Consider the following 23,261-nt stretch of genomic DNA (forward strand, 5'->3'; position numbering starts at 1 on the left):
TTCTTGATAATCACGAGGTTCGTTAATTTACTGATGATTATCCCCGGAGGGAACGGGGAAAATACGCTTTCTCCTCATATCCGGATTCTCAATGATGACGATTGAGTCCTTTCGCCCTTCTTCTTACTGCGGGCCAGCCCGGAACCGCTTCCTTGATAATTCCCCCTTTTATCCTGTCCGAGTAGATGAAACTTCTTTTATAGGCAACGAGTGTTTTTTTAAAGAGTCCGTAGGACATACTCAAGGTCATCTCTCCCGGCGTCATATACGGGCGGGCCGCCGGATCGAATACCCCGATAACGGCGTTTTCCTTGTTTTCCTGTTTGAATTTCATGGGCCAGCTGAATATCGACGCGCATCCGGATGAAAAAGGAGAACAAACCGCGTCCGCGCGGTCGGTCGTGAACCGCACGAGGCCCACGAGTCCCGCGAGGGCTTCGGCGTTGCAGAAAAAAACGACGATGGCCGGGTCGACATCCGGCGGAAGGTTGTCCATGGCGTCGAAGACAAGGTATCTCCCCCCCGGCATTAGTCCTTCGAGCAGTTTGGCATGACGTTGGGACGAGGAGGGTGACGGCGCGAACCGCTCCCCCTTATAGAGCATCGGGAAACCGGTGGACGTAAAAAAGTGATTGAACAACGGAAGTTTTTCCGTATAACCGCTGTAAAATCGAAAGCCGGGGCAGCCGAAATTATCCTTATCGAAGACCGATGGAATATGGTCCTTCCTCGTTATCGCCAAAAACTGAAACAGACAACGAAAGCGCTTCCGTTTTTCTTCCATCAGGGAGGCCCCCTTGCCGGCCAGACGAAACAGGTCGCCCGGCCCTTTTATATCGATCGAAAATCCCCCCCGCGGTCCCACGGAACCTTGCGGTTTCGTATCGGTATAATAGACGGCGAGGGGGTCCGGACAGCAATCGAACACCGACATGAACTCCCTGAACTTCCTGTATATTCCGTGCTTCATGCAAACCGCCTTACGTTTCCCCTGCGACGACACGGCGGGTTTTTGATTGTATAAATCCCGCAATCGTTCCGACATCCCTGAAATTATCCTCGATGAGTTCTTCGGGCCTGATGACGATCCCGAAGGCCTTTTCGATGAATGTCATCATCTCGAGAAGTCTCAACGAGGAAACGATCCCCGAATTGTATATCGGCAGGCGGTCATCGATATCTTTTTCTGGCAGATGTGCCGCTTTTGCTATGAAAGGCACCAGTCGCTCCTGTATGGTCATGTTTTTACTCCCTGTATGGTTGTTTTCTTTATCGGAACGCGCGGCATCGTCTTATGGCCGCTGCGGTACCATGAATCGAAGACATGGGCGATATGACGGGCGAAAAACAGGCCGGTCGGGGTGATCTTCACGATGTCATCCGAAGTAAAACAGAGGAGACCGTCTTTTTCGTATTCACGCAGCTCCTCACACTCACGGGCGAAATATCGGTCGAAATCGATCGAGTACATCGCATTGATATGGTTTTTATCGATCTCTCCATCGCTTAATATACTTTTTTGAATAACGCCGTTCCTAATCATATCGTCCGGCGACATCATGTGCGACATGTCCGGCCGGAGTGGAAGCCTGCCTTCGTCAATCGCGGTGAAATAGTCTTTGATCGAAGTTGCATTGTGAAAATAACCGTTTCCGGAAAAACTGATGGCGGAACTGCCGAAACCGATAAAGGCACGCCGGGCGTCCCGGGAATACCCCATGAAATCCTTGACGATTCTTTTTTCACAAGCCGCACGCCAGAGGGGATTTTCGGGTTTCACGAAATGGTCGATACCGATTTTCCGGTACCCCGCGGATATCAAAGCCGCTTCACACTCCATGAAGACAAGCACCTTCATAAATGAATTCGGAACGCCCGATTGAGGTATGAAACGCTGCATCGGGAAAAGCGCCGGATAATGGGCGTACGGAAAGAGCGCGATACGGTCCGGATTCATGTCGATCACCGTCCGTATCGTCGTTTCGCTTTCGTGCAATCCCTGAAACGGGAGTCCGTAACAAAGATCGATGTGAACCCGCAATCCGGCTTTTTTGGCATTCGTGACGATCCGCCGGACCGTTTGTTCGTTACAATCCCTGTTGATCGCACGCTGGATACGGTTGTCGAAATCCTGAATCCCGAAACTGATTTCATTAAAGCCAAGGTCGCGGAGGAGTTTCAATTTATCGAACGGGAGGTCCGTTTCATCCGGATAGGCCTCGATCGATATCCCACCCCCTCCGGCGTTCTCTACCCGTATATTATCCGTAATGGCGGTAAAGACATCCTCGATCTGTTTGCAGCCGAGATAGGTGGGGGTTCCCCCTCCCCAATGCATCTCACGGAGTCCGCCGCGGATGACGGATGAAATAAGGGGAAGTTTTTGCAGCAACTCCTTCTTGATATACCGGATGTAGGTTTCCTTTTTTTCTTCATCCCCGGTCGCTTCCGAATAGCAGCAGCAGTAATAGCAGTGTTTTTTACAATAGGGAAAGTGAAAATAAAGGAACGATACGGACTCATCTGAAAACGAACGATAATAGACATCATCATCAGACCTCGACCCCCAGAAGGCGGTCGTCGGATAGCTGAGATAAAGGGGTATATTCGTTTCATTATATTTTTTGCAGAGATATTCCAATGCCAGAAGATCACGCGTATTCATCGTGCCGCTCCTGCAGCGTATTCCTCCGCCGTCTGCCGGTTGTTCGCCCGTTCCTGGAGTTTCAGACGGTCCGTTTTTCCGTTTGTATTTTTCGGCATCGACCCTAAAACGATTATCTCTTCCGGAATCATGTACCGGGGGATGACACCTGCCAGAAACGATTTCAGTTCGATCGCCCTGATTTCAGCAGTTCCCGTTACCGTAACGAATGCCGCCAGGTACCCGGCATTGATCCGGTCCGAGTCATATACCGGAACAACGACGGCCTCCCCCACCCGGGCATGTTTGAGAAACGCCGTCTCCACTTCCTGCAACTCCACGCGAAATCCCGAACATTTGACCATCAGATCCTTCCTGCCGACATACCGGTACTCCCCTTCACCGACAACCCTCACGATGTCCCCCGTCCGGTAGAACAACGCCCGGTTGTGGCGGGGAAGCGGACTCTCCCTGAAACACGCCTCTGTCCTCACCGGATCCCCGTAATAACCACTGCACACGAGCGGTCCCCTTACCAGAAGTTCCCCTTCTTCGCCTGGTAAAGCCTCGGTATCGTCAACCTTGACGACGATCGTTTCCGTGCCCCGGCACGCGCTTCCGATCGGGACTGGGATATCGGTAACGGAATCCCTGTCACGGACGTGATAAAACGTACAAACATTCGTTTCCGTGGGGCCGTAGAGATTGTAATACTCGGCGCGGGGAATCAGGCCCATGAGCCGTCTGAGATGCCGTGGCGGGAAGACCTCGCCCGCGAACAATATGTGGGTGAGGCTTTGCATCGAATCCCGGTGAATATTCGCATAGTGCAGTATCGAAATCCAGACGGAAGGAACCGAATAAAAATAGGTAATCCGGTTTTCTTCGATCCAATCCACAAGAGCACGGGGATTGCCGCTCGCCGTCTGAGGAAGAATCCTCACGGACGCGCCGCAGGCAAGTGGGACGTAAATATCGAAGACCGAAAGGTCGAAATGCAGCGGCGCTACATTGGAAAACACATCACGATTGCCGGGTCTGAAGGTCGAGAGCGCCCAATCGACGAATGCGCGTGCGTTCCGGTGTGAAATGACCACCCCCTTCGGATCTCCGGTCGACCCGGATGTATAGAGGATATACGCAGGATCGCCATCCGTGACAGCAGGATCGATATCGATCGCATCCGCGTCCGATCCGTCACAATGATGAAAACACACGAGGCCGTCGTTTTTTGATACCGCCCGGGGTGTTCCCCCGCCCGCGCCTGCGTCTTTTTCGAGAAGATTATCGACCAGAATGACATGCATTCCGGAAATAAGGCCCGATTCCACGCCGGAGATCTTTGATACAAAGCCTCCCCATAATCCCGATGTCGTGACGATATACCTCGTCCCGCTTGATGCGATAATATTCTTGATGCGGGCGGGCGGCGAATAGAACGCATCGAGCGGGATATAGATGCCGCCGGTTTTCAGAACCGCAATCATTGTGACGATAGCCTCAATCGACTTGTCGATGTATACTCCCGCGGTACTTCGTGGCCCGAAGCCCAATGCGATCAGCCGGCGTGCGAGGGCGTTGCTTTTCTCCCGTAATACCCGATAGGTGATCTCGATATCGCCGGCCCCGACGGCAACCGCACCGGGATAACGCCGGGCTGATTTTTCAAAAAGATGATGCAACAGACGATTCATGCGTACTCACTCCTTATTTTTTCCGAAATTATTCTCCTTTGAATCTCCGATGTCCCGGAATACACGGTCGCCGCGATCGAATCACGCAATTGTTTTTCGACCCTGCTTTCTTTCATGTACCCGTATGCGCCGAAAATATGCGATGCCGACATACTGTTGGCCACCTTCGATTCGGAAGCGTACAGCTTCACCATCGCGGCGTCCGGGAGATCCGCCTTGCCGCGATCATAATCCCAGCACACGCGATAAAGAAGCAGCCGTGCGGTTTCGATCCTCATTTTCATATCCACGAGCCTGTCCGCCACGCTCTCGAACCCGATGATACTTCGGCCGAATTGTTTGCGCATCGAAGCGTACCCGGCGGTCAGTTCGTATTGCTGTTCCATCGAACCGATATGATAGGCCGCCATAATGACCCGTTCCCACATCATACTGTCATTGAATATCTCCATTCCCATACGTTCCCTCCCCAGAAGACCGTTTTCATCAACCGCACACTCATCCAGAACAATCTCACTCAGGGGAGCCGTACGCAATCCCATTTTTTTGAACACCTGCCCCACGCGTAATCCCGGGTTATCCGTTCCCACGATAAACGCCGAAACGTCGAGCATCTTCATTCCCTGCGGATGTTTCGCGTATATGACAAGCAGGTTCGCGACGGGACCATTCGTAACGAATATCTTTGTTCCCTCAAGCCGGTACCCGCCGGCCGTTTTTTTCACCGTTGTTCGCATTGACGACACGTCCGATCCTGCTTCCGCTTCGGTGATACCATTGCCCCCGATATACTCCCCGCTGCAAAGCTTCGGAAGGAATCGCCGCTTCTGTTCCTCCGTTCCGAAACGGAAAACGGGGACAACGCATGTAAGCATGTGGGCGCAGAGTGAAAAAACAAGTCCCTCGTCGTGACAGCCATACCCGAACGCCCGAATCGCCATTGCGGTCGAAAGCATATCAAGGCCGATACCGCCGTATTCCTCGGGGATGGGCAATCCCGGCAGACCGAACTCGCCGCACGCCTTCCATTTTTCCGAGGGGAAAACCGAGGTTTCATCATCTTCATGGACATGATGGTTCAGCCGTTTGCCGCAAAGCGTGAGGATTGCCTGCCGTATTTCATCCTGTTCTTCCGTTATCGTAAAATCCATTCCGTTGTCCCCTTTCATACATTCCGTATCTATCGATCCATGACGCTCCATAGCCGAATCCAAAAACGATCCGCCGTATTAACCGACGCCGGCGATCGGGATATCGTTAAAAAGCAGACGGTTCCGCACGGGAATCCCGATTACGGCCCATTCGGCGAGTACGTTTTTGCGTACCTTTCCCGACATCAGTACCGGAAATTGCGAAACAAAATAAACTTCATCGGGTATTTTGTAATTGGCGATTTTGCCACGGCAGAAAGCCTTCACTTCCCCCGGCGTCATGCCGAAGTGCGGGTCCGGTATGACAAACGCGACAATGCGTTCCCCTAAAATATCGTCCGGCCTTCCGACCACTGCGGCGTCCTCGATACCCCGGCAGGATAAAAGGCACTCCTCGACGTCGATGGGATACACATTGAAGCCGCCCCTGATTACCATATCCTTGCACCTGCCGACGATTTTAATGTTGATCCCGTCGTCGTGGTAGCATGCGAGATCACCCGTGTACAGCCACCCGCCGTCGTCGATGACTTCCGCGGTTTTCGCCCCGTTTTTATAATAGCCCGCCATCAGGTATCCCCGTACCGCGAGTTCACCTACTCCGCCCTTCCCTACTTCCCGCCTGTTTTCATCCACTATCTTCACCTCCACACCCGGTATCGGCCTGCCGACCGTGTTCAAGCGGATCTCCTCATCGTCGTCCGGCCGTGTCGCGGTGACGACGCCGGTCGCCTCTATCAGGCCGTACGCGTTGAGAAGCGGGCACCCCACGGCTTCCCGTATTCGGGAAGCAAGGTGAGAAGAACAGAGAGAACCCGAGACGACGACTTTTCTCAGGTGAGAGAAATCGATATGGCGGAACGCCGACAGGGACACAAGAATGGCCCACATTGTCGGTTGCGTATGAAACGCGGTCACTTCTTTCCGGGCCAGATGCTCGAGGATATCATTCGGGTTGAAACGGGATATCCATTTCATCGTCACGCCGGCGACAAGATCGATCAACACGGCGAGAAATCCCTGAGCAGCATAAAGGGGCGCGACGGAAAAAGCGACTTCGTCTTCGACCTCCCAAAGCGCAGCCGTATAACAGGACGTCAGCACCAAATTCTTGTGCGGAATCATCACACCTTTCGGTGTTCCGGTCGTCCCCGATGTATATGCCAAAAGCGCGATATCGTCGGGGTCGACGGCCTCTTCCCCGTCTTCGGACACCCGGCCGTCGTCTCCTGCCGTCAAATCGCCGTCTTCGATTGTCAAATCGCCGTCTTCGATTGTCAAATCAACGTCTTCGATTGTCAAATCGCCGTATTCGGTTTCGGATTCCCGAATCAACCTGTAAAACGGCACACTTCCCGGCAGGGTACCCAGACCCAGACATACGGTGACATGGATGCGCGGCGATGATTCCGTTATCCCGGCCAGGATATCGTTATAATCGAATGTTCCGACCCTGTCCTGATAGACAATTGCGACCGCGTCCGAATCGTCAATGACGGATCTCAGTTCATCGAGTTCATAACGGGTACTCAAGGGAACCGCCCATGCGCCGATCATAAACAACGCGAAATAGACATACATGTATTCGAGGCAATTGGGAAGCAGTATGGCGACTTTATCATGCTTCTTTATACCGAGACGCCGCAGCGAACGCGACAACCTGTTCGAATGCGCATGAAGTTCCCGGTAGGTGATTCGTTTTTCGCAGAATATGATCGCCGGTTTATCCGCATATTTTTTCGCGACGGACGAAAGCACACAGTCCAATGTCGGTGTTTCAAACATCATAATCTTCTCCTCGCCTCTTGTTGTGATCGATCCCCTTATATGAGATCGCCGGTATCGAATCCCGGGAAATAGACAGAGGCCTCCTTTTGATCAAGCACGGACCCGATACACAACGGCACTTCATCGTTTCTCTGTAATGCGGTGAGGACGTGCATGATATAGCGGTAATTATCGTTGAAAAGCCGGATCGCGATCGATTGAACCAGCATCCCGATATACGCCCCCGGATACAGATTCGTGTTGAAAAGACGGTGACGGGGCCCGATACAGAAAAAACGCTTCATATGTGAAATACACATAAAAAGAAACCTGCCTATATCAACATGACCTGTTTCCTGATTGTTGACCGATACAGTCCCGCTTTCAATAAGGGTTCCGTTCAGACTGAAATCGGCCCCGATGCCGCCTGAAGTTTTCAGGATTCCGCCGGCGCTGAACCCGACATTCTTCATGATGTCGTGCAGGACCAGCCTGTAACGAACGGGCGGCTTGTTTTTTAAAAGGTACACCCCTTCCGAACATAGGGTGTCGCCGTCGATCACGCTGTCAATTACTTCTTCTTCAAAGGCGAAGGATTCCGGCCGGCAAACCTCATACCCGTTTTTTTTCATCAGCGTATCGCAGGAGTACATTCCGCTCAACACCTCGAATACATGAAAACAATGGGTATTTCTCACCTTCGCTTTGTTGATGATTGTTCCGTCAAACACATGGCCGGTCAGCTCGCGCTGCAGCCGCCGGTTCAGATGATTCCGGGAACACATCAGTCCCTTGCTGCCCCTAAAAGAATCGTCGAGTTCGACGGATTCGATCCTGTGCTTTTCGTTCAGAGCCACCGTTATAACAGCCGGCAAAGAAACATCCATGCCACCTATCCTTCCAACGTTTCGCTGCCATCCCGTTATCCTCGGACGGGCCTCCCCCTCCCGCAGATCGACCACCGTTCCGCGATACCTGCATGTGGGTGACGTCCGATCCATCGTGACGGCCGGCGAATCAAGCACCTTCTTTCTCAGATCATCGACAGCATCATATTCTCCGATCAACAACCCGGCATTCTTCTTTTCCATTATTGTTCTCATATATTGTTTTCCTTTACCGTCATTACCATAATATGTGAAGGAATGAATAGGAGAGGCCGCACGCACTGCTTATGAGTATGACCGAATCTCCTTTGTCGATACACCCGCGTTCCCGGGCTACAGCAAGATTGACCGGAAGATTGGCACTCCCCATATTTCCGTATTCGGAGAATGTGTTGACGGGGGCTTTACTTCCTGGAACCTTAAGCGCATCGAGTGTTCCGAACGTCACATTGTTTCCGAGTTGATGCATCACAAAAAGATCGAAATCTTCCGTCTTCATTTTCCACTCCGCTAATGTCCGGCCGAAAAATACCGGAATATCCTTTATAACCTGTGCCGCGATCAGTCGCGCGTTCGTCAGCATGCCGGGACTTCCCGGACCCGACGATGAACCGGGTACTGAAATACCGGGAACGGTCAAAATCGATGCGTCCCATTGCCGTGTTCCCTTTTTTTCACCGGTATTGACGATCCGTTTCCCGGTTTGACCGCTGATAACGGCGGCCGCGGCACCGCTTCCGGCAATAAAACCGGAAAACCGAACATCCGCCTCCTCCACCGTTTCGAGCCGGTAATCGATACCGAGACCCGCAGCGAGTTCATAGGGATTTTCACTCGAAACGACCAGAACATTGCCGTATTTTCCCGTCCGAATGTATTGGGATGCGATATCAATGCTTTTCATGAAGCCGTTACAGGTATCATTGATATCGAAGTAATCCGCCGGTTCCATTCCCAAAGAGGCGGCGACCGCCAGCGACAGGGGGGGTTCGCGGAAAGGATTGGTCACGCCGCAGACGATGACGCAGTCGATATCCCTTCTATCCAGAGACGCATCTCCGAGTGCCAGTACGGCCGCTTTCCGGGCCATGGAGACCGAGTTGTCATCGCTTTCTTCCGGACAGAAACTCCGCGTCCGGATGCCCAGGAACTCGAACTTTTTTCCCGTGCCGTAGACCAGCAGGCGGAGATCATCCTTACCCATATGGCCTTTATTCGCTTTTTCGAGTGCATGAAGCACATCGTCATTCGTCAGTCTTCCTTCCGGTATATAATAGCCCAAAGATCTGATATATACATTATCAGTTCTCATTCAATACCGCCTTTACCTTGTTGATCGATTCTTCGCCGTTTTCGGGTGCTTTTGAGGGATCCTTTTCCCGGAAAAATACCCTGTAAGCGTCGCCGACATTCTTTATCGTCCATAATGTGTCCATTGCACAGTCGATCTTGTATTCCGTTTCGAGCCTGATGATGAAATTCATGAGACTCAACGAATCAATTCCCAAATCCTCGACGAACAACGCGGTATCCGTTACGCTGTCCCGGTCAACCCCGAGATATTCCGCGACCATCGCTTTAAAGGATTGAAAACTTACATCCCCTTTAAAACGTCCGGAATCATGATTCATGTCGCTTTTCATTTTTCCTCCTTGCGGATAAATCCGGCACCTTCAAAAAACTCTATGGAATGTTCGCCGATGATCCCGCCGCAGGTAACGGTAATACCGCCTCTCACTCTGCCGTCCAGCACACCCCCGGACATATTCAACGCGATATTCCCTCTGCCCGTAAGGTCAAGTGTCGCATTGGATATGGCGCAGTCATCAAAATCGAAATCCAGCACACCCGTTCCGGTGACCGACAAATCAGTTATCCGTGAATCGCTTCCCCTGATCCGTTTACTGTAGCCGGTCGTCTCGATAGAGAGAGACGATTCGTCGAATCCGGAAAAGTCTATGTCGGCACCCCCACTGCATGTTATTCTTTTAAGCCCCGGCATAGAAATCGTAATTGCGATCTCTTTCGGGGGTATGCCGGTAAAAAATGCCTGGTTTACTTTAAGCGTACGGTCCACGCTCGCTATCCTTATGTATTTTATAACATATTCGGGCCCCACAACTGTTACCCGGTATGCTTTATCCGATTCTATCTTCGTTTTCCAGAAACCGGTCAGGTCAATCACGTCGAAGTCTTTGATCTCATACTCCTTTCGAACGATTGTTTTCGTACCTTTTTCAATTTTGACGAGATCGGAATTATTATGAATAAAGAATAATCCGATACTGACGATCATCACCCCCGTGATCACGCACACTATGGCGATCGTTACCAGCAAGATGGAAGTGCTTGTTTTCATGTTTTCTCCTCTGATGCAGGTCTCGTTTTTTCCGAAGCCCCGTCCTCCTGACCGTCTTTGTGCAGACGGGCGCTTTTATATTCTTTATACATCTTCTTCAGTTCGGCAATATCGATATCCAGAAGGATCATACTTTTGAGCATCCGGGGTAACTGCTCGTGGAAAAAGGCTTCCCTCCCCAGTTTTCGGGTGCTTTGCAGCGCCTCCCCGGCGATAAAATAGCCGATACCGCGCTGGTTATAGACAATCCCCTTTTCCTGCAGATAATTGTATGTGTGCATCACCGTATTCGGATTGACCTCGATACTGACGGCCAACTCCCTGACGGACGGCAGACGGTCGCCTTCGCGCCAGTCCCCGGACAGAATATGCTCGGTAATATAATCCGCTATCTGCAGGTATATCGCCCTGTCCTGCTTGAAGTTCATTTTACACCTCTATTTCTTTCAGACGGAAATATGATGTGACCCACAATAACGGCGCAAGGCCGAACCAGAAGAAAATATTGGCATTATATGCAAGCAGGACGGCGATCGTACGGATAACGGACGGTTCACCGAAACCCTTCGGCCCTGTTTGAGTAAAAAGTTCGAATGAAAAATAGATATGACCTCCGGCAGACAACACCAGATACATGGTTAAAAAGACCGCCGCGGCGAAAAGCACGTAACATGTCGCCAGACCGAACAATCCCAGGATCGTCTTGACAAATGCGCTTCTTCTAAAAAAAACCGCGCCGAACAGAAAGACGGACTGCGTAATGCAGTACACCCTGATGCAAAGCCATATGACCGGGTGAAACGGATTGAAGATACGGTGCGCAAGCCCGAATATGAGGGTATTGACAAAGAAAACCAAAACGGAAAAAAGAAAATAGACAACAAGGGAAAAAATGACATACCCGATACTCGTGATAATAAGTTTGCTTGAGAATTTTTCCAAAACCGATGCGGGAATGACGATATAGGAAACTCGGCCCTGCTCGTGATAGAGTTCATTGAAACCGAGACTGGTAAAAATAAAACCGCCGATAAAAAGGGTAAGCGGATAAAATACCAGGTTGAAATTCCAGTATTTGGCACTTGCTATGGAAGCGACATTGACAATCATGAGAATACAGAAAATCGCACCCAGCCCGATGAGATACGTCCGGTATTGCATATACACATCCCGTTTTATCAATAACCAGAATCGCTTGATATTAAAAAAATCGGTGATTCTCATTTTTTTCCTCCGGCTGCTTCTCTTTTTTCATAAAAATGGCATTCATTCTTTCCCTGTCGCTAATCACTGCGTTAAAGAGTATTTCGAGATCGACCGACGATACTCCGTTTACCGTATCGTCACAGAGCGCCGCGTACCCGCCGATCACCTTTTCGTAAAAAATACATTGTCCGGGGCCGGGAGTATCGGGAAGAAGCTTTACGGTCAGCCTGTCGTTCACCTCTTCCATCGATTGATGGAAGATAATCTCCCCATCATCGAGGATAAGAATCGGGTCGATCAATTGCTGCATGTCCCTCGCCTGATGTGTCGATACCAGAAAAATGCGATCGTCTGTGACATTTGAAACCAGTAATTTTCGAAACTGGCTTTTACTCGGGATATCGAGTCCATTGGTAGGTTCGTCCATGATAAAAAGGCGGCAGTTCGTCGCAAGCCCGAACGCAATCAGGAATTTCTTCCGCTGCCCGTATGAGAGACCGGTCAATGTATCCTTTTCGGAAATTGCAAACTCTTGCAGATAACCTTCGAGTTCATTCCTGCTGAATCGCGGATAAAAAGGGCCGTAGAGAAATATGTATTCTCCGACGGTTAAATTCGGCGTGAAAAACTCCTCTGTAATGAAATAGATATCTGAAAGAAGGACAGGATTTCGATCTTTCGACATATATCCCATTACCCGGCACTCGCCATTATGAGGGAACAGGGTGCCGCAGACGATCTTCAGGAGGGTTGTTTTCCCCGCCCCGTTTTTACCCAGCAATCCGTAAATGTTGCCCGCGGCAAGATTGCAGTTGAGCTGCGAAAAAAGCCTTTTCTTTTTTCGATAGCCGAAAGAAAGATTGGTAATCTGTATCATTGCTTCCCTTTCCTACTGTACTAGACCACTAGTACAGTAATAATGTAGCACATGAATAACAGGAAGTCAAGAGAAAAAAGAATTTTTTTTGGGGAATGAAAAGAATTATCCGCCCGGATATATTTGTATTTTAAAAAAAGTCATGGATATCATTTATTTTTCAATGCGTGTCTGCGCGCAGGCTTTACTTTATCGTTCTTTGCGGTTATCTTCCCTGTATTCCGACGGCGACCGGCCTTCCTGCATCTTGAAGATATTATTGAAATACGAGGTACTGTTGAATCCAAGATTAAATGCGATATCGGTAATTCTGAGATCGGTCTCCTTGAGCAGCCGCTTTGCTTCCTCGATCCGCATTTCATTGATGATTTGCTTGAATGTACGATTATATTCTTTTTTCAATACCTCGAATACCCGTGAAGAAGGAATACCGAGCGCCTTGTATACCATCGTGGTCGATATCTGCGGATCGATGTAATGTTCCTCCAGATAGGTGTTGATGCGGTGAAGTTCCTGTTCCCGGTATGAAGCGAGTGCGAGTGATTTTGGCCTCGGTATTTGACTTTTCCGCTTTTTTATCAACCACCGCACTCCCATGACGGCAAGAAAAATATAAAAAAGAACCGCCGCACCTGAAAGCAGGGCGGTGGCAAGCGAAGGGTTGTGCTGAAAGGTAATCCGTTCGATAACGATATGTTCCGGTTTGTCGATGATATAATCGGACCCCTCCCTGTTGAACTGAATATCGAAGGCAATCACTTTTTTAAAAGATTCTTTGGGAAGGAGGCTTTTATTCACCTTCATCATCGTAATCCACCAGGGGGGAGTCATAAAATCCTCGAGCGGGATATTATATTCAATCTTTTGAGGATCAAGCTTAAGGATATATTGATTATGCCTGAGTGTATGCGCGTTGGCGGCTTCCGGCATGGATACACCCGGCACAAAGGTTTTCAGAAATATCTGTATCCGCTTCATTGTCGCCTCCCTGATATACAGGGAAAGCGTGTCATATGAGGAAAGATCGAGAGGATGTTCGACCGTCCCTATATTAAGGGTAAAAAACACTAAGACATTTTGCGGCTCCTCTTTTAAGGTATATTCTTTCAGGGTATAATCGAGTTCTATCACTCCGCCGTCAAATGAAAATTCCTGAATCCGGGAATTTCCGTCCCAGATATTATCGGTAAGTGCGGCAAGCCGGTTTTCCAGGTTCTCTGCGGGAAAAACCGTCAGTGGCTGTCTCAAGAAATCAAGGAGCGGGAAAACGGATAAAACCAAAGCCGCGACGATAATGCAAAAGAGTATAATACTTTTTTTATTAAAAATATCGTTTTTGTTTTTCTGTTGTATCGAAGTCATTGCCCACCTGTCACTACGATCGGGAAATAGTATGATCCGGATTGATGCGGTAATCCTCTTTTTACTAAAAATAATGTAAAGCAGTGAAAAATGCAACTATCTTCATTCATTTGTCCTCTTTTTCTGCCATAAATTCAATATAAAAAATAAAAAAAAAATTCTATTCCTTGACTATTTTAATAAAATAGATTACTTTAAGAATTATTCCGATTATTACCATAATGAGGGTAGAGCGATAGAAAAGGATAAAAATTTCAAGCGAAGCAGACAGCGGGACAAAATTCTCGCCCTGCTCAGGTCGACGGCATCGCACCCTACGGCGGACTGGTTGTACGGCCGTCTTAAAGACGAATTTCCACACCTTAGTCTGGGAACGGTCTACCGTAATCTCAATATCCTTATCCGGCAGGGTCTCGTGAAGAAAATAGACTTCGGGAGTACCTTTGATCGTTTTGACGCGAATATAGACAGGCATTATCACTTTGTCTGCGAACGGTGCGGTACGGTCATCGATCTTGCAATTCCTTTTGACGAGGGATTGAACGAGCGTGTCGCCTCGGTCACACCCTTTACCGTCACCCGTCACCGGATCGAGTTTTACGGAATGTGCGATCAATGTAAGGAAAAAGAATAAATCAATCAGTATTATCATTGTCTTTTACATTGTAATATCTGATAATAACAAAAAACAGGAGGTACATGAATGAAAGGTAACAAAAATCTGATCGATACGCTCAACTCCCTTCTTGCCGACGAGTTGACGGCAATAAATCAGTATATGGTGCATTCGGAAATGTGCGATGACTGGGGATATGAAAAACTCCACAAACATTTCGAAAAACGCGCCATCGACGAGATGAAACATGCCGAAAGACTGATCGGCCGTATCCTTTTCCTCGAAGGAATGCCGACCGTCACCAACCTGAACAAAATCATGATCGGCTCCGATATCACGAAGCAGCTCTCGAACGACCACCTTGCCGAAGAAGGCGCGATCAAGGCGTACAATAACGCGATCGTTTTAGCCGGTGAAGTGAAAGATTTCGCGACCCGCGATTTCCTGCAGCAGATTCTCAACGAAGAAGACGAGCACATGGACGGCATCGAGGAACTGCAGAGTCAGATCGAACAGATGTCGCTGCAGGTCTTCCTGACCACGCAGGTCAGTGAATGATCGCCTTATAGAAAAAAGCCCGCTTTGGCAATACCGTCGCTGCGGCGGGAAGAGACGTACCGTGCGGGATGGAAATCCGCCAAACCGAAACCTTGCCGAAACGGGAAGCGTTCGCGGTGAGAAATGCCCGGGTATCCGGAATTCCGTAACGGAAACCGCATAGAGAAAATCCGTATCGCAGACGGTAAAAAGCGGCAGCGGCCGCATGGTTCGCCGCAGCCGCTTTCTCCGGCCCCCAAGGTGCTGCCGAAAGGAGACTGTCGTGAAAAAATTTATCCTGCTTGCGGCGGGAAACATATCGCTTTCGCTCGGTATCGTGGGGGTCTTCGTTCCGCTTCTTCCCACCACGCCGTTTTTATTGCTTGCCGCCGGCTGTTACCTCCGCAGTTCCGATCGCCTCTATACATGGCTGATCCGACATAAACGTTTCGGCACGTACATCCGCTGCTATCTGAAATACAGGGCAATGGCGAAACATTCAAAAATCATATCCCTTTTTCTGCTTTGGGGCGCTATTTCCGTTTCCATGATTTTTTTTATTCCGACTCTCTGGGTTCGGATTCTGCTTGCGGCCGTCGCCATTGGAGTGACCGTCCATATCGTCAGTCTCCGTACCCTTACACGGGAAATGATCGAGGAAGTAACGGTACCGCCCGTAAAAAACGTCTCCCGAAGGGAGCGGCATAATTGCCGAAACACCGGAAAACAAAACCTTGCGCATCAAATCCGTATCCCGCAAACGGGAAAACCGAACGCCTGACACCCATACGCCCCACCCGTCCATGTAAAAACCTAAAAAAAAGCTCACTCATCGTAAAAAGATGAACTTGAAAAGAAAAGGGAGAATAGTGTACACTCTCATACGGCATATAACGAAAAACCCGTTGCGGTAACGGTGAATGGCCGTCGGGGCGAGTGGACATCCGGTAACATCTTAATGACCTGCCGTGAAGAAACCGGCAGTCCGCCGTCTTTTTGTCAGTCGTCACGGCGGGCCGATGTTCCGAAAGGAGGTCGAAAGAAACGATATGAGTCTTTTCAAGCGGTATTTTCTTTATCTCCTCAGGTGGCAATTGTCGACGCCGATTCTCGCCGCATGCGTATACCTGTTGACTAAATCCCTCGGTCCGACCATTACGACGATCATCGCGAATATCATCGGGGGCCTTCTCTTTTTCTGGGTCGATTCTTTTATCTTCAGAAGGTCGAATATCCTTTTTACCGGTGAACTGTGGGAAATCAAGGACCATATTTCCTGCGCCGACTGTGAAAAAAAAGACATACGCGGCTACCGCCTGATCAAAGCGGCCAATTACGACAAGACGCAGGACAGGCACCCGGAGTTCCGCTGCCATGAATGTTCCCGCGCCAAATACGAAAGAAGGAAAAAAGGGGGCAGCTAAGGTCCCTCACCGTCCTTCTAACCCCGAAGCCGGGAAAATCGTCATGAGACGATAACGGCTCTGTGCGGGTCTGCTTAACAAATCGATTTCAAGGGGGAAAACGCATGCCGAAAAACATGTTACATAAACTGTTTGACGATATCGAGGTACCGCCCGACCGGAAAGAAATAATTACAAGCCTCGCGGCCTTCGCGCTGACCGTTGTCGTTGCATTATTCGAGGACTGGAAAGCGGCGGATATCGTCTGGGCGTCATGGCTTTCGAGCCTCCTTGTCGGTCTTTCTTTTTATCTCATTATGACGGTTAAACTCTTGCGCGACAAATCCCGCGGCGCTCGCCTCAAGGAAGAAGAAGGTTCCGGCCCCGGCTGTCTCGGAACGGCGGTCTTCGTCTTTATGGGCCTTATCGCCTGGCTCGCGGGACCGGGGCTGCTTCGTATCGGTCTCATATGTCTGATGATCATCGATTGTGCCGGGATATTTCTTAATATCGCCGCATCGAAAAGCCTTTTTGGAATCGATCCTGAAAACCGGACGATCAGGGTTCTGCTTTTTATTCCCACCGCCCTTTTTATCTTCTTTTTCTTTCTCGCGCACTTCGGGGGATTTCATCTTGGCCATGCACTTTTCCTGAGTATTCTCGTTCCGCCGCAGATCGAGATTCCCGGCACCATGGAGACCCTCTCCGGCATGCGGGATGCCTTTCTCTCCTTTCTCGGCCTCCTCTTTCTCGCATACTGGCCTTACGTGCTTTCCGTAGCACTTTCACGTTTCAATGCATACAGAAAGGCGCTTGAGTCCAACGATAAAGATTATATGATCGGTCCATACCGCGCCGTGATCAGAATTCATATTCTCATTTTTATCCTTGCCCCGATTGCGATGGCCGGATTGGGAAAGGCGGTCATGCTCACGGCCCTTTTCTTTTTCCATTTCCCAATCGAACGAACGGTCGCATGGTTGAAAACGAGAAACAAGTGAAGCGGGACGGCGGCGGCGGCGCGAGGCAGGCGGTTATCGGGGCGTAAAATAACGCCCGGCATAACACACAGGAGTAGCAGCAATATGTCGAATACGGCAAAAACAGATTATAAAAGCCGCATCAACCGCGTGATGGATTACATCGAGACGCACCTTCACGAAGACCTCCCGCTTGCGCGGCTTGCCGATATCGCCTGTTTTTCCAGATTTCATTTCCATCGTATTTTCAGATCGATGACCGGTGAACGGCTGGCCGAATGCATCCAGCGGATACGAATGGAGAAAGCGGCGGCTTTACTCAAACAAAATCCCGGCCGATCGATCACCGGAATCGCGATGCTCTGCGGTTTCGCCTCATCCGCATCATTTGCCAATGCCTTCAGGAATCACTTCGGGATGTCCGCATCCAGGTACAGAAACGACCCGGCATCAGGCAGGCAACAGGGCTATATCGTGGTACCTGAAGAGGAAGTCGAGACGCTCGATATGCGTGTCGAACATCATAGAGAAAAACAGATCTTTCATATCAAGGGGAAGGATTACGAGCGAACGGTTTCGGTCGTCGATCTGCCGGTCCGGCATCTGGCCTATGTCCGTTATACCGGCCCGTATAAGGGCGATTCCGAGCTGTTTTCCTCACTCTGGAAACGTCTCATGAAATGGGCCGTCCCACACGGCGTTTTGAACAGGCCCGACAGCGTGTATATCGCCCTGTATCACGACAATCCCGAAATAACGTCGGAAGAAAACCTGCGGGTCAGCGTCTGCGTGAGTATCGATGAAAAAACGGAACCGCGGGGGGAGATCGGAAAATTGCGGCTTCCCGGGGGGAAATATGCCGTCGGCAGGTTTCTCCTCGGCGCCCGGGATTATTCTGCGGCATGGGGGTGGATGTACGGCGCATGGCTTCCGGCAAGCGGGTACGAACCGGACGACAGACCCGCATTTGAATGGTTTCCCGTCGATGAAGAAAAATGCGAAGGCAGAATGCCCGTCGACATCTGCATACCCTTAAAAAGCACCTGAAAAAAGCAATCTCGATAAACCGTTTGGCAAACCCGATAAAGTAAACCCTGCATGAATCCTGTAATATTTGGAAAAACAGAAACAGGAGGTATGTATGAACAATGAACAGTTTACGGTAGAAAGCCTCGGCATTGTCGCTGCCGCGGGAAACGGATTCCGCCTCGTTTTCAGGCCGGAATACAGGGACGCATTGACAGGACTGGAAGGTTTTTCTCATCTACAGGTACTGTTCTGGTTTCATTTGCATGACACACCGGAACAGAGAAAAACAATAACATGCAGTAAACCCTACGCGAAAGCCCCCGATGTCCTCGGAATTTTTGCGACCCGCTCCGATTATCGGCCCAACCCTATCGGTCTTTCCATTTGTCCGGTAAAAGGAGTTAACCGCGCGAAAGGATTTATCGAGTTGTTTTATATCGATGCCGAAGATGAAACACCGATAATCGACGTCAAGCCGTATCATCCCGCCGTCGACCGCGTACGGGAGGCGGGGGTTCCCGGCTGGTGCCGCCACTGGCCGCAGTGGTATGAGGATTCGGGTGATTTCGATTGGGGTTCGGAGTTTATGTTTCCGGCATAACGGAACCACGCAGAAAAAACTCTGAAGCCGGTTTTTTTCGTCTCGCGGAAATAACGCCTGCTCCCGCCGTCCGTTATGGAAGTTTCCATTTCCGGACGGCGGCTTTTTTTTGAATAGTGCAATCCGGCGGCGTCATGAGCCGATATTCCCTCTGAGTCACCCCGCCATATCTGAATGCCGGTGACCCCCGTTTCCGCCTCCCTATCGCCGATCGCCCCGATCATTTCTTTCAATTTAAGCGAGAACCCGGAAATCGTATTGATGCTCGCATTGCCCTTCTCGATGAGGGAACCTGTCTTCTCCATCGATTCGGTAACTTCCCCGGAAAGATTCATCACGCGGCTGACCCCTCCTGTCACGTCTCTTGTTCCCGCGGCCATCTCTTCAAAATTGCCGGCGATTTCGTGTTCGCGTATGTCTCTTCGGAAAGCTTCCTGATCTCATCGGCCACAACGGCGAATCCCCTGCCGTATTCCCCGCGTGCGCAGCCCCGGTCGCGGCGTTCATGGCGAGCAGATCGGTCTGACTCGCGATATTCTCGATCATTCCGGCCATAGCCACTCCTTTGACCCGGGAACACCGGTTTCGAAAAAAGAAGGGATTCGACCTTCAGTCGGTACCGATTTCCCGATTCATGAGATATCATGTCTCTGTATTAATGATAGAAAAAGCTATATTCCGTGTAACGTCAATTTACCAAAAAAAAGTCGAGACGAACGTGTATTTTCGAGCCGGAATGAGCACCGAAGCATAAAACCGTCCATAACAGGCGTCAAACGGGCAACGGCACCGTATGCCGGGAATTTTAGCGGACGCCCGGTTTACGTTACCGCTTCATCCTTTTTGCCGTCCGCCTTCGCATGTTCCTCCGGGGCGTCTTTGATTCCTTCTTTGTAGCCTTTCTCGAGTTCGGCCCTGGCCTGTCCGAGTGATTTCATGAACTTGGGAATCGCCGTGGCGCCGAACAGGACAAGAACGACGATCGCAATGACCATAATCTCGGTTCCGTGCACCATATCAGTCTCCTTTCTCTTTAACGGATGCCTCATCCCCTTCTTCCCGAGGGGGAACGATCCGTACATTGGTTTCCGTTTCAATTTCCTTTATTGTATTGACAACGGTTTTTTTCATATGTGTCATCTGTGCATAAAACCTGCCCAGACGCCGGAAAGCCTTTGGCAGGTCTTCCGGTTTTAGAAATACCATCGCGATTAAAACGATGAAAAGAATTTCAACAATATCGAGTCCAAACATCATCACCCTCCGAGTCTGAAAACCCTGGCAACCAATATTGCCGCGAAATAAAGCAGAACGAGCGGAACCGCCATGCAAAGCTGCGAAACGAAATCCGGCGGGGTCAGCACGGCGGCAATAATGAAAATGACGACGATCACATACCGGCTGAATTTCAGCAGATCCCTCCGCTTCACGAGATCCAAAGCCATGAGAATGACGAGCACGATGGGTGTCTGGAAGATGATGATGAAGGCGAAGATGAATTGCAGGACATAGAGGATATTCTTCTCGAAATTGAGCAGCATACCCACAATCGACGGGACGAACCCGCCGCCCGTCAATACACGGATTGAAAGAGGTATGACATGAAAATAACCGTAGTACAGGCCGAGTCCCGCGAGGACGCTTCCCGAAGCAAGCGTCATGATTACCACCTTTTTCTCTTTATTGCTCAATCCGGGGAAGAAAAAACGTATGAGATGAAAGGCGTAAACGGGAACATTCATGATGATGCCTCCCAAAAAGGCTATTTTCATCTTCATGACAAAACCCTCGAAGATCGTGGTGACATAGAATTTGTTCTGCAAGGATTCGAACGACTCCAGGTTCCGAAAGGGATAATAAAGCAGATCGACGACGGTATTACTGAAAATGTAGCATACGATCCCGCCGGTCAGAGTGAACATCAGACTGATAATGATCCTCTTTCTGAGTTCCCTCACATGTTCGAGAAATGTCATCGCGCGTCCCGGCGCGTCCGCAATCCTGTTCATATGCCGCTTCTCTTTCGCTTCCCGGCGGAAACGGGATCTCCCCGCTTCGTTTTTTCCTGTTGGAAAAAACCGTCTATCTCCATTTTAACCAGGACAATCACCTCCGGTATCTTCTTCTCTATCACGGGTGAAAGATCGGTTCCCGTATCGATACGTCCGGGTTGTATGCCGATAAGTGATATCTCCGGTATTTTCATCTCCAGCAATAACGCCGCCTCGATGATGTGGCCCAGGGACTGCTCATGCATCGAATGGCTGTGCTTATTAAACATTCGGTTTCCTTCGCGCAGCGGCATACGAAACAGTGTGCCCGGCTTCTCCTTCGCATCAATGGCATCGATCAGTATTATTTTTTTTCTCGCTTCCATCCAGGCCAGAAGCCCCAATCCGCCTGTCCCCCCGTCCAGAAGTTCAACCCCGACCGGAAGGGGTATCTTCCCGAGTGCCCCGATCACATGAATCCCGAACCCTTCATCCCGAAGGAGGACATTCCCCATTCCCATGACGAGTACGGGGGATCTCACGGGACGATCCATTCTCTTATATTGCCCTCCGGCGTATGAAGGTGCACGGCGCAGGCCAGGCAGGGATCGAAGGAACGGATCACACGGCCGATATTGACCGGATTGCTTATGTCCGCCACGGGCGTTCCGATCAGCGCCTGCTCGAACGGTCCCCTTATTCCTTCACCGTCAGCGGGAGAAGCGTTCCATGTCGTCGGAACGACACAGGAATAGTTTCCGATGGTCCGGCCGTCGATCCTTACCCAATGTCCCAATGCGCCTCTGGGCGCTTCGGTCATGCCGTAGCCGATTCCGGTCTCGGGCGGATCCCAATGCTCGGTATCGTGGATAATCACCCTGCTGCGATACCTGTCACAGAGGTCGGTCAACTCCGAAATCCATCGCACCATCGCGTCGCACAACATCGATGTTTCGAGTGCCCTCGCCGCATGCCGCGCAAGTGCCCCGGGCATCATCCCCCGGCCGAGAAGGGATATGAATTGCTGTACCGACGGATGCGTGAAGGAGAGATGTTCCTGCCGTCGAGAAGCGACCATCATTCTGGCCAACGGCCCCACTTCCATGGGCCTTCCTGCGAAACGCGGTGCCTTGACAAAGGTGTATGCCCCCGCTTTGCCCGGATCGAATTCCTGGGTAGATATTGACGGATGTCCGTCCGTTCCCGCCTCATACCATGCTTTGGTCACATCCTCGTTGATAGCAGGTTCCATTTCCGCCCGTGTTCCGGCCGTCAATACATCCTCGACAATCGCTCCTTCAGGATACAAAAAACTCCCGTCCGAACAGGGGAATCCCCCGTATGAGAGGTAATTACGGTAGCCGGCACCAAGGTCCGATGCCGCAAGGGGCCACAGGGCTTCCGCCAGAAACACGACGTCATTCAGGTAAACATTATTGATAAACGAACCGACCTCTTGAAGCAGTGATTGATAAAGACCGATTTGCGCGGGATTGGGAAGCTGTGTCACCCCGCCAACGATAATGCCGGACTGGTGGGGCTGTTTGCCGCTGAAAACGGCAGACATTTTTTTCGCCTTTGCCTGGACGGCGAGTGCGTCCAGATAATGCTGCACCAGGACAGCCACTGTCTTTACATCCTTGACGCAGTAATCGTCGGCGCGATACGCGGGAAGGAAAGGTCCGGCGTATTCGCCTTCGACGGGCGGATTGTCCGTTTCATTGGTGATGAGGTCCTTTATTTTCAGAATGAACGGATCCGAGCCTTTGTAATTGATGAGAACACCCAGATCGAGGTAATCCAGCGCCGAAAGGTGGTAAAAGTGAAGAACATGGTCGTGCAGCCAGCATGCACCGACAATCAGATTCCTCAGGACACGTGCTGCGTCCGGAAGCGCGGCCGTACCATGCGCCATTTCAACCGCCAGGCTCGATGTCCATCCGTGCGCGGCGAAACAAACCCCGCAAATCCGTTCCGTTACATAGACCGCGTCCCGCGGGTCCCTCCCTTTGAGCAGTTTTTCAATGCCGCGCGCCATGGTGCCGCTGACACGGGCATCGGTGACGCTGCCGTTATTCACATCGACTTCCACCTTCAGATGGCCTTCTATTCTCGTCAAAGGATCAATTATTATCGTACTCATCATGACTTTCCTTT

Annotated in this window: 27 protein-coding genes; 7 read left to right on the forward strand and 20 right to left on the reverse strand. The window is 50.5% G+C overall.

Features of this window, described 5'->3' with window-relative positions:
• Nucleotides 1-88 precede the first annotated feature (88 nt).
• The 14 genes from JW881_15725 to JW881_15790 all read right to left on the reverse strand — a co-directional run bounded on the left by JW881_15725 (nt 89) and on the right by JW881_15790 (nt 13,947).
• Complete coding sequence (locus tag JW881_15725) at nt 89-970, reverse strand: DUF169 domain-containing protein (protein MBN1698967.1); 882 nt, start codon at nt 968-970, stop codon at nt 89-91.
• A gap of 10 nt (nt 971-980) precedes the next feature.
• On the reverse strand, nt 981-1,220 hold the full coding sequence (locus JW881_15730) for an acyl carrier protein (protein MBN1698968.1): 240 nt from the start codon (nt 1,218-1,220) through the stop codon (nt 981-983).
• A gap of 17 nt (nt 1,221-1,237) precedes the next feature.
• A complete protein-coding gene (hemN, locus tag JW881_15735; GenBank protein ID MBN1698969.1) occupies nt 1,238-2,665 on the reverse strand; it encodes an oxygen-independent coproporphyrinogen III oxidase in 1,428 nt (475 codons plus the stop codon).
• Nucleotides 2,662-4,338: an amino acid adenylation domain-containing protein gene (locus JW881_15740; GenBank protein ID MBN1698970.1), complete on the reverse strand. Its 1,677-nt coding sequence runs from the start codon at nt 4,336-4,338 to the stop codon at nt 2,662-2,664. Before JW881_15740 ends, hemN begins: the two co-directional genes overlap by 4 nt.
• A complete protein-coding gene (locus JW881_15745; protein MBN1698971.1) occupies nt 4,335-5,507 on the reverse strand; it encodes an acyl-CoA/acyl-ACP dehydrogenase in 1,173 nt (390 codons plus the stop codon). The genes JW881_15740 and JW881_15745 overlap by 4 nt, the downstream gene beginning before the upstream one ends.
• Before the next feature lie 60 nt (nt 5,508-5,567).
• A complete protein-coding gene (locus JW881_15750; GenBank protein ID MBN1698972.1) occupies nt 5,568-7,277 on the reverse strand; it encodes an acyl--CoA ligase in 1,710 nt (569 codons plus the stop codon).
• Nucleotides 7,278-7,312: 35 nt separating this feature from the next.
• A complete protein-coding gene (locus JW881_15755) occupies nt 7,313-8,359 on the reverse strand; it encodes a hypothetical protein (protein ID MBN1698973.1) in 1,047 nt (348 codons plus the stop codon).
• 22 nt (nt 8,360-8,381) lie between these two features.
• On the reverse strand, nt 8,382-9,455 hold the full coding sequence (locus JW881_15760; protein ID MBN1698974.1) for a hypothetical protein: 1,074 nt from the start codon (nt 9,453-9,455) through the stop codon (nt 8,382-8,384).
• Nucleotides 9,445-9,786, reverse strand: coding sequence for an acyl carrier protein (locus JW881_15765; protein ID MBN1698975.1), 342 nt, complete (start codon nt 9,784-9,786; stop codon nt 9,445-9,447). Before JW881_15765 ends, JW881_15760 begins: the two co-directional genes overlap by 11 nt.
• The gene (locus tag JW881_15770) at nt 9,783-10,502 is read right to left on the reverse strand and encodes a DUF2807 domain-containing protein (protein ID MBN1698976.1); all 720 of its coding nucleotides are present in this window, start codon (nt 10,500-10,502) and stop codon (nt 9,783-9,785) included. Before JW881_15770 ends, JW881_15765 begins: the two co-directional genes overlap by 4 nt.
• Entirely contained in the window at nt 10,499-10,930 is a 432-nt protein-coding gene (locus JW881_15775; protein ID MBN1698977.1) for a GntR family transcriptional regulator, read from the reverse strand. Before JW881_15775 ends, JW881_15770 begins: the two co-directional genes overlap by 4 nt.
• Before the next feature lies 1 nt (nt 10,931).
• On the reverse strand, nt 10,932-11,726 hold the full coding sequence (locus tag JW881_15780; GenBank protein MBN1698978.1) for a hypothetical protein: 795 nt from the start codon (nt 11,724-11,726) through the stop codon (nt 10,932-10,934).
• Entirely contained in the window at nt 11,704-12,585 is an 882-nt protein-coding gene (locus JW881_15785; GenBank protein MBN1698979.1) for an ABC transporter ATP-binding protein, read from the reverse strand. Before JW881_15785 ends, JW881_15780 begins: the two co-directional genes overlap by 23 nt.
• A 189-nt stretch (nt 12,586-12,774) precedes the next feature.
• Nucleotides 12,775-13,947 carry a helix-turn-helix transcriptional regulator gene (locus JW881_15790; GenBank protein MBN1698980.1) on the reverse strand — a complete coding sequence of 391 codons (1,173 nt, stop codon included), beginning with the start codon at nt 13,945-13,947 and terminating at the stop codon, nt 12,775-12,777.
• Between the two features lie 235 nt (nt 13,948-14,182).
• Here JW881_15790 and JW881_15795 point away from each other — a divergent pair, with 235 nt between their 5' ends.
• From JW881_15795 to tsaA, 7 genes are all read left to right on the forward strand, one after another.
• Nucleotides 14,183-14,581 (forward strand): transcriptional repressor, encoded by a 399-nt coding sequence (locus JW881_15795; protein ID MBN1698981.1) that lies wholly within the window; start codon nt 14,183-14,185, stop codon nt 14,579-14,581.
• A 69-nt stretch (nt 14,582-14,650) separates the two neighbouring features.
• Nucleotides 14,651-15,121: a bacterioferritin gene (gene bfr, locus JW881_15800; GenBank protein MBN1698982.1), complete on the forward strand. Its 471-nt coding sequence runs from the start codon at nt 14,651-14,653 to the stop codon at nt 15,119-15,121.
• A 262-nt stretch (nt 15,122-15,383) separates the two neighbouring features.
• Complete coding sequence (locus tag JW881_15805; protein MBN1698983.1) at nt 15,384-15,881, forward strand: YbaN family protein; 498 nt, start codon at nt 15,384-15,386, stop codon at nt 15,879-15,881.
• A gap of 187 nt (nt 15,882-16,068) precedes the next feature.
• Entirely contained in the window at nt 16,069-16,524 is a 456-nt protein-coding gene (locus tag JW881_15810; protein MBN1698984.1) for a hypothetical protein, read from the forward strand.
• A gap of 104 nt (nt 16,525-16,628) precedes the next feature.
• Nucleotides 16,629-17,504, forward strand: a complete 876-nt coding sequence (locus JW881_15815) for a hypothetical protein (protein MBN1698985.1) — start codon at nt 16,629-16,631, stop codon at nt 17,502-17,504.
• A gap of 84 nt (nt 17,505-17,588) precedes the next feature.
• Complete coding sequence (locus JW881_15820) at nt 17,589-18,530, forward strand: AraC family transcriptional regulator (GenBank protein MBN1698986.1); 942 nt, start codon at nt 17,589-17,591, stop codon at nt 18,528-18,530.
• A 94-nt stretch (nt 18,531-18,624) separates the two neighbouring features.
• Nucleotides 18,625-19,113 (forward strand): tRNA (N6-threonylcarbamoyladenosine(37)-N6)-methyltransferase TrmO, encoded by a 489-nt coding sequence (tsaA, locus tag JW881_15825; GenBank protein MBN1698987.1) that lies wholly within the window; start codon nt 18,625-18,627, stop codon nt 19,111-19,113.
• 384 nt (nt 19,114-19,497) lie between these two features.
• On the opposite strand, the gene JW881_15830 is transcribed toward tsaA, so the two are convergent.
• The 6 genes from JW881_15830 to JW881_15855 form a co-directional block, all read right to left on the reverse strand.
• Nucleotides 19,498-19,668 (reverse strand): hypothetical protein, encoded by a 171-nt coding sequence (locus JW881_15830; GenBank protein ID MBN1698988.1) that lies wholly within the window; start codon nt 19,666-19,668, stop codon nt 19,498-19,500.
• 266 nt (nt 19,669-19,934) lie between these two features.
• The gene (locus JW881_15835) at nt 19,935-20,129 is read right to left on the reverse strand and encodes a twin-arginine translocase TatA/TatE family subunit (GenBank protein ID MBN1698989.1); all 195 of its coding nucleotides are present in this window, start codon (nt 20,127-20,129) and stop codon (nt 19,935-19,937) included.
• A gap of 1 nt (nt 20,130) precedes the next feature.
• Nucleotides 20,131-20,370 carry a hypothetical protein gene (locus JW881_15840; protein MBN1698990.1) on the reverse strand — a complete coding sequence of 80 codons (240 nt, stop codon included), beginning with the start codon at nt 20,368-20,370 and terminating at the stop codon, nt 20,131-20,133.
• Nucleotides 20,370-21,122, reverse strand: a complete 753-nt coding sequence (gene tatC / locus JW881_15845; GenBank protein ID MBN1698991.1) for a twin-arginine translocase subunit TatC — start codon at nt 21,120-21,122, stop codon at nt 20,370-20,372. The genes JW881_15840 and tatC overlap by 1 nt, the downstream gene beginning before the upstream one ends.
• On the reverse strand, nt 21,119-21,646 hold the full coding sequence (locus JW881_15850) for a hydrogenase maturation protease (GenBank protein ID MBN1698992.1): 528 nt from the start codon (nt 21,644-21,646) through the stop codon (nt 21,119-21,121). Before JW881_15850 ends, tatC begins: the two co-directional genes overlap by 4 nt.
• The gene (locus JW881_15855) at nt 21,643-23,247 is read right to left on the reverse strand and encodes a nickel-dependent hydrogenase large subunit (GenBank protein ID MBN1698993.1); all 1,605 of its coding nucleotides are present in this window, start codon (nt 23,245-23,247) and stop codon (nt 21,643-21,645) included. Before JW881_15855 ends, JW881_15850 begins: the two co-directional genes overlap by 4 nt.
• Between the last annotated feature and the right edge of the window lie 14 nt (nt 23,248-23,261).

It is taken from the genome of Spirochaetales bacterium (genome assembly GCA_016930085.1).
In the GTDB taxonomy this organism is placed as follows: Bacteria; Spirochaetota; Spirochaetia; order SZUA-6; family JAFGRV01; genus JAFGHO01.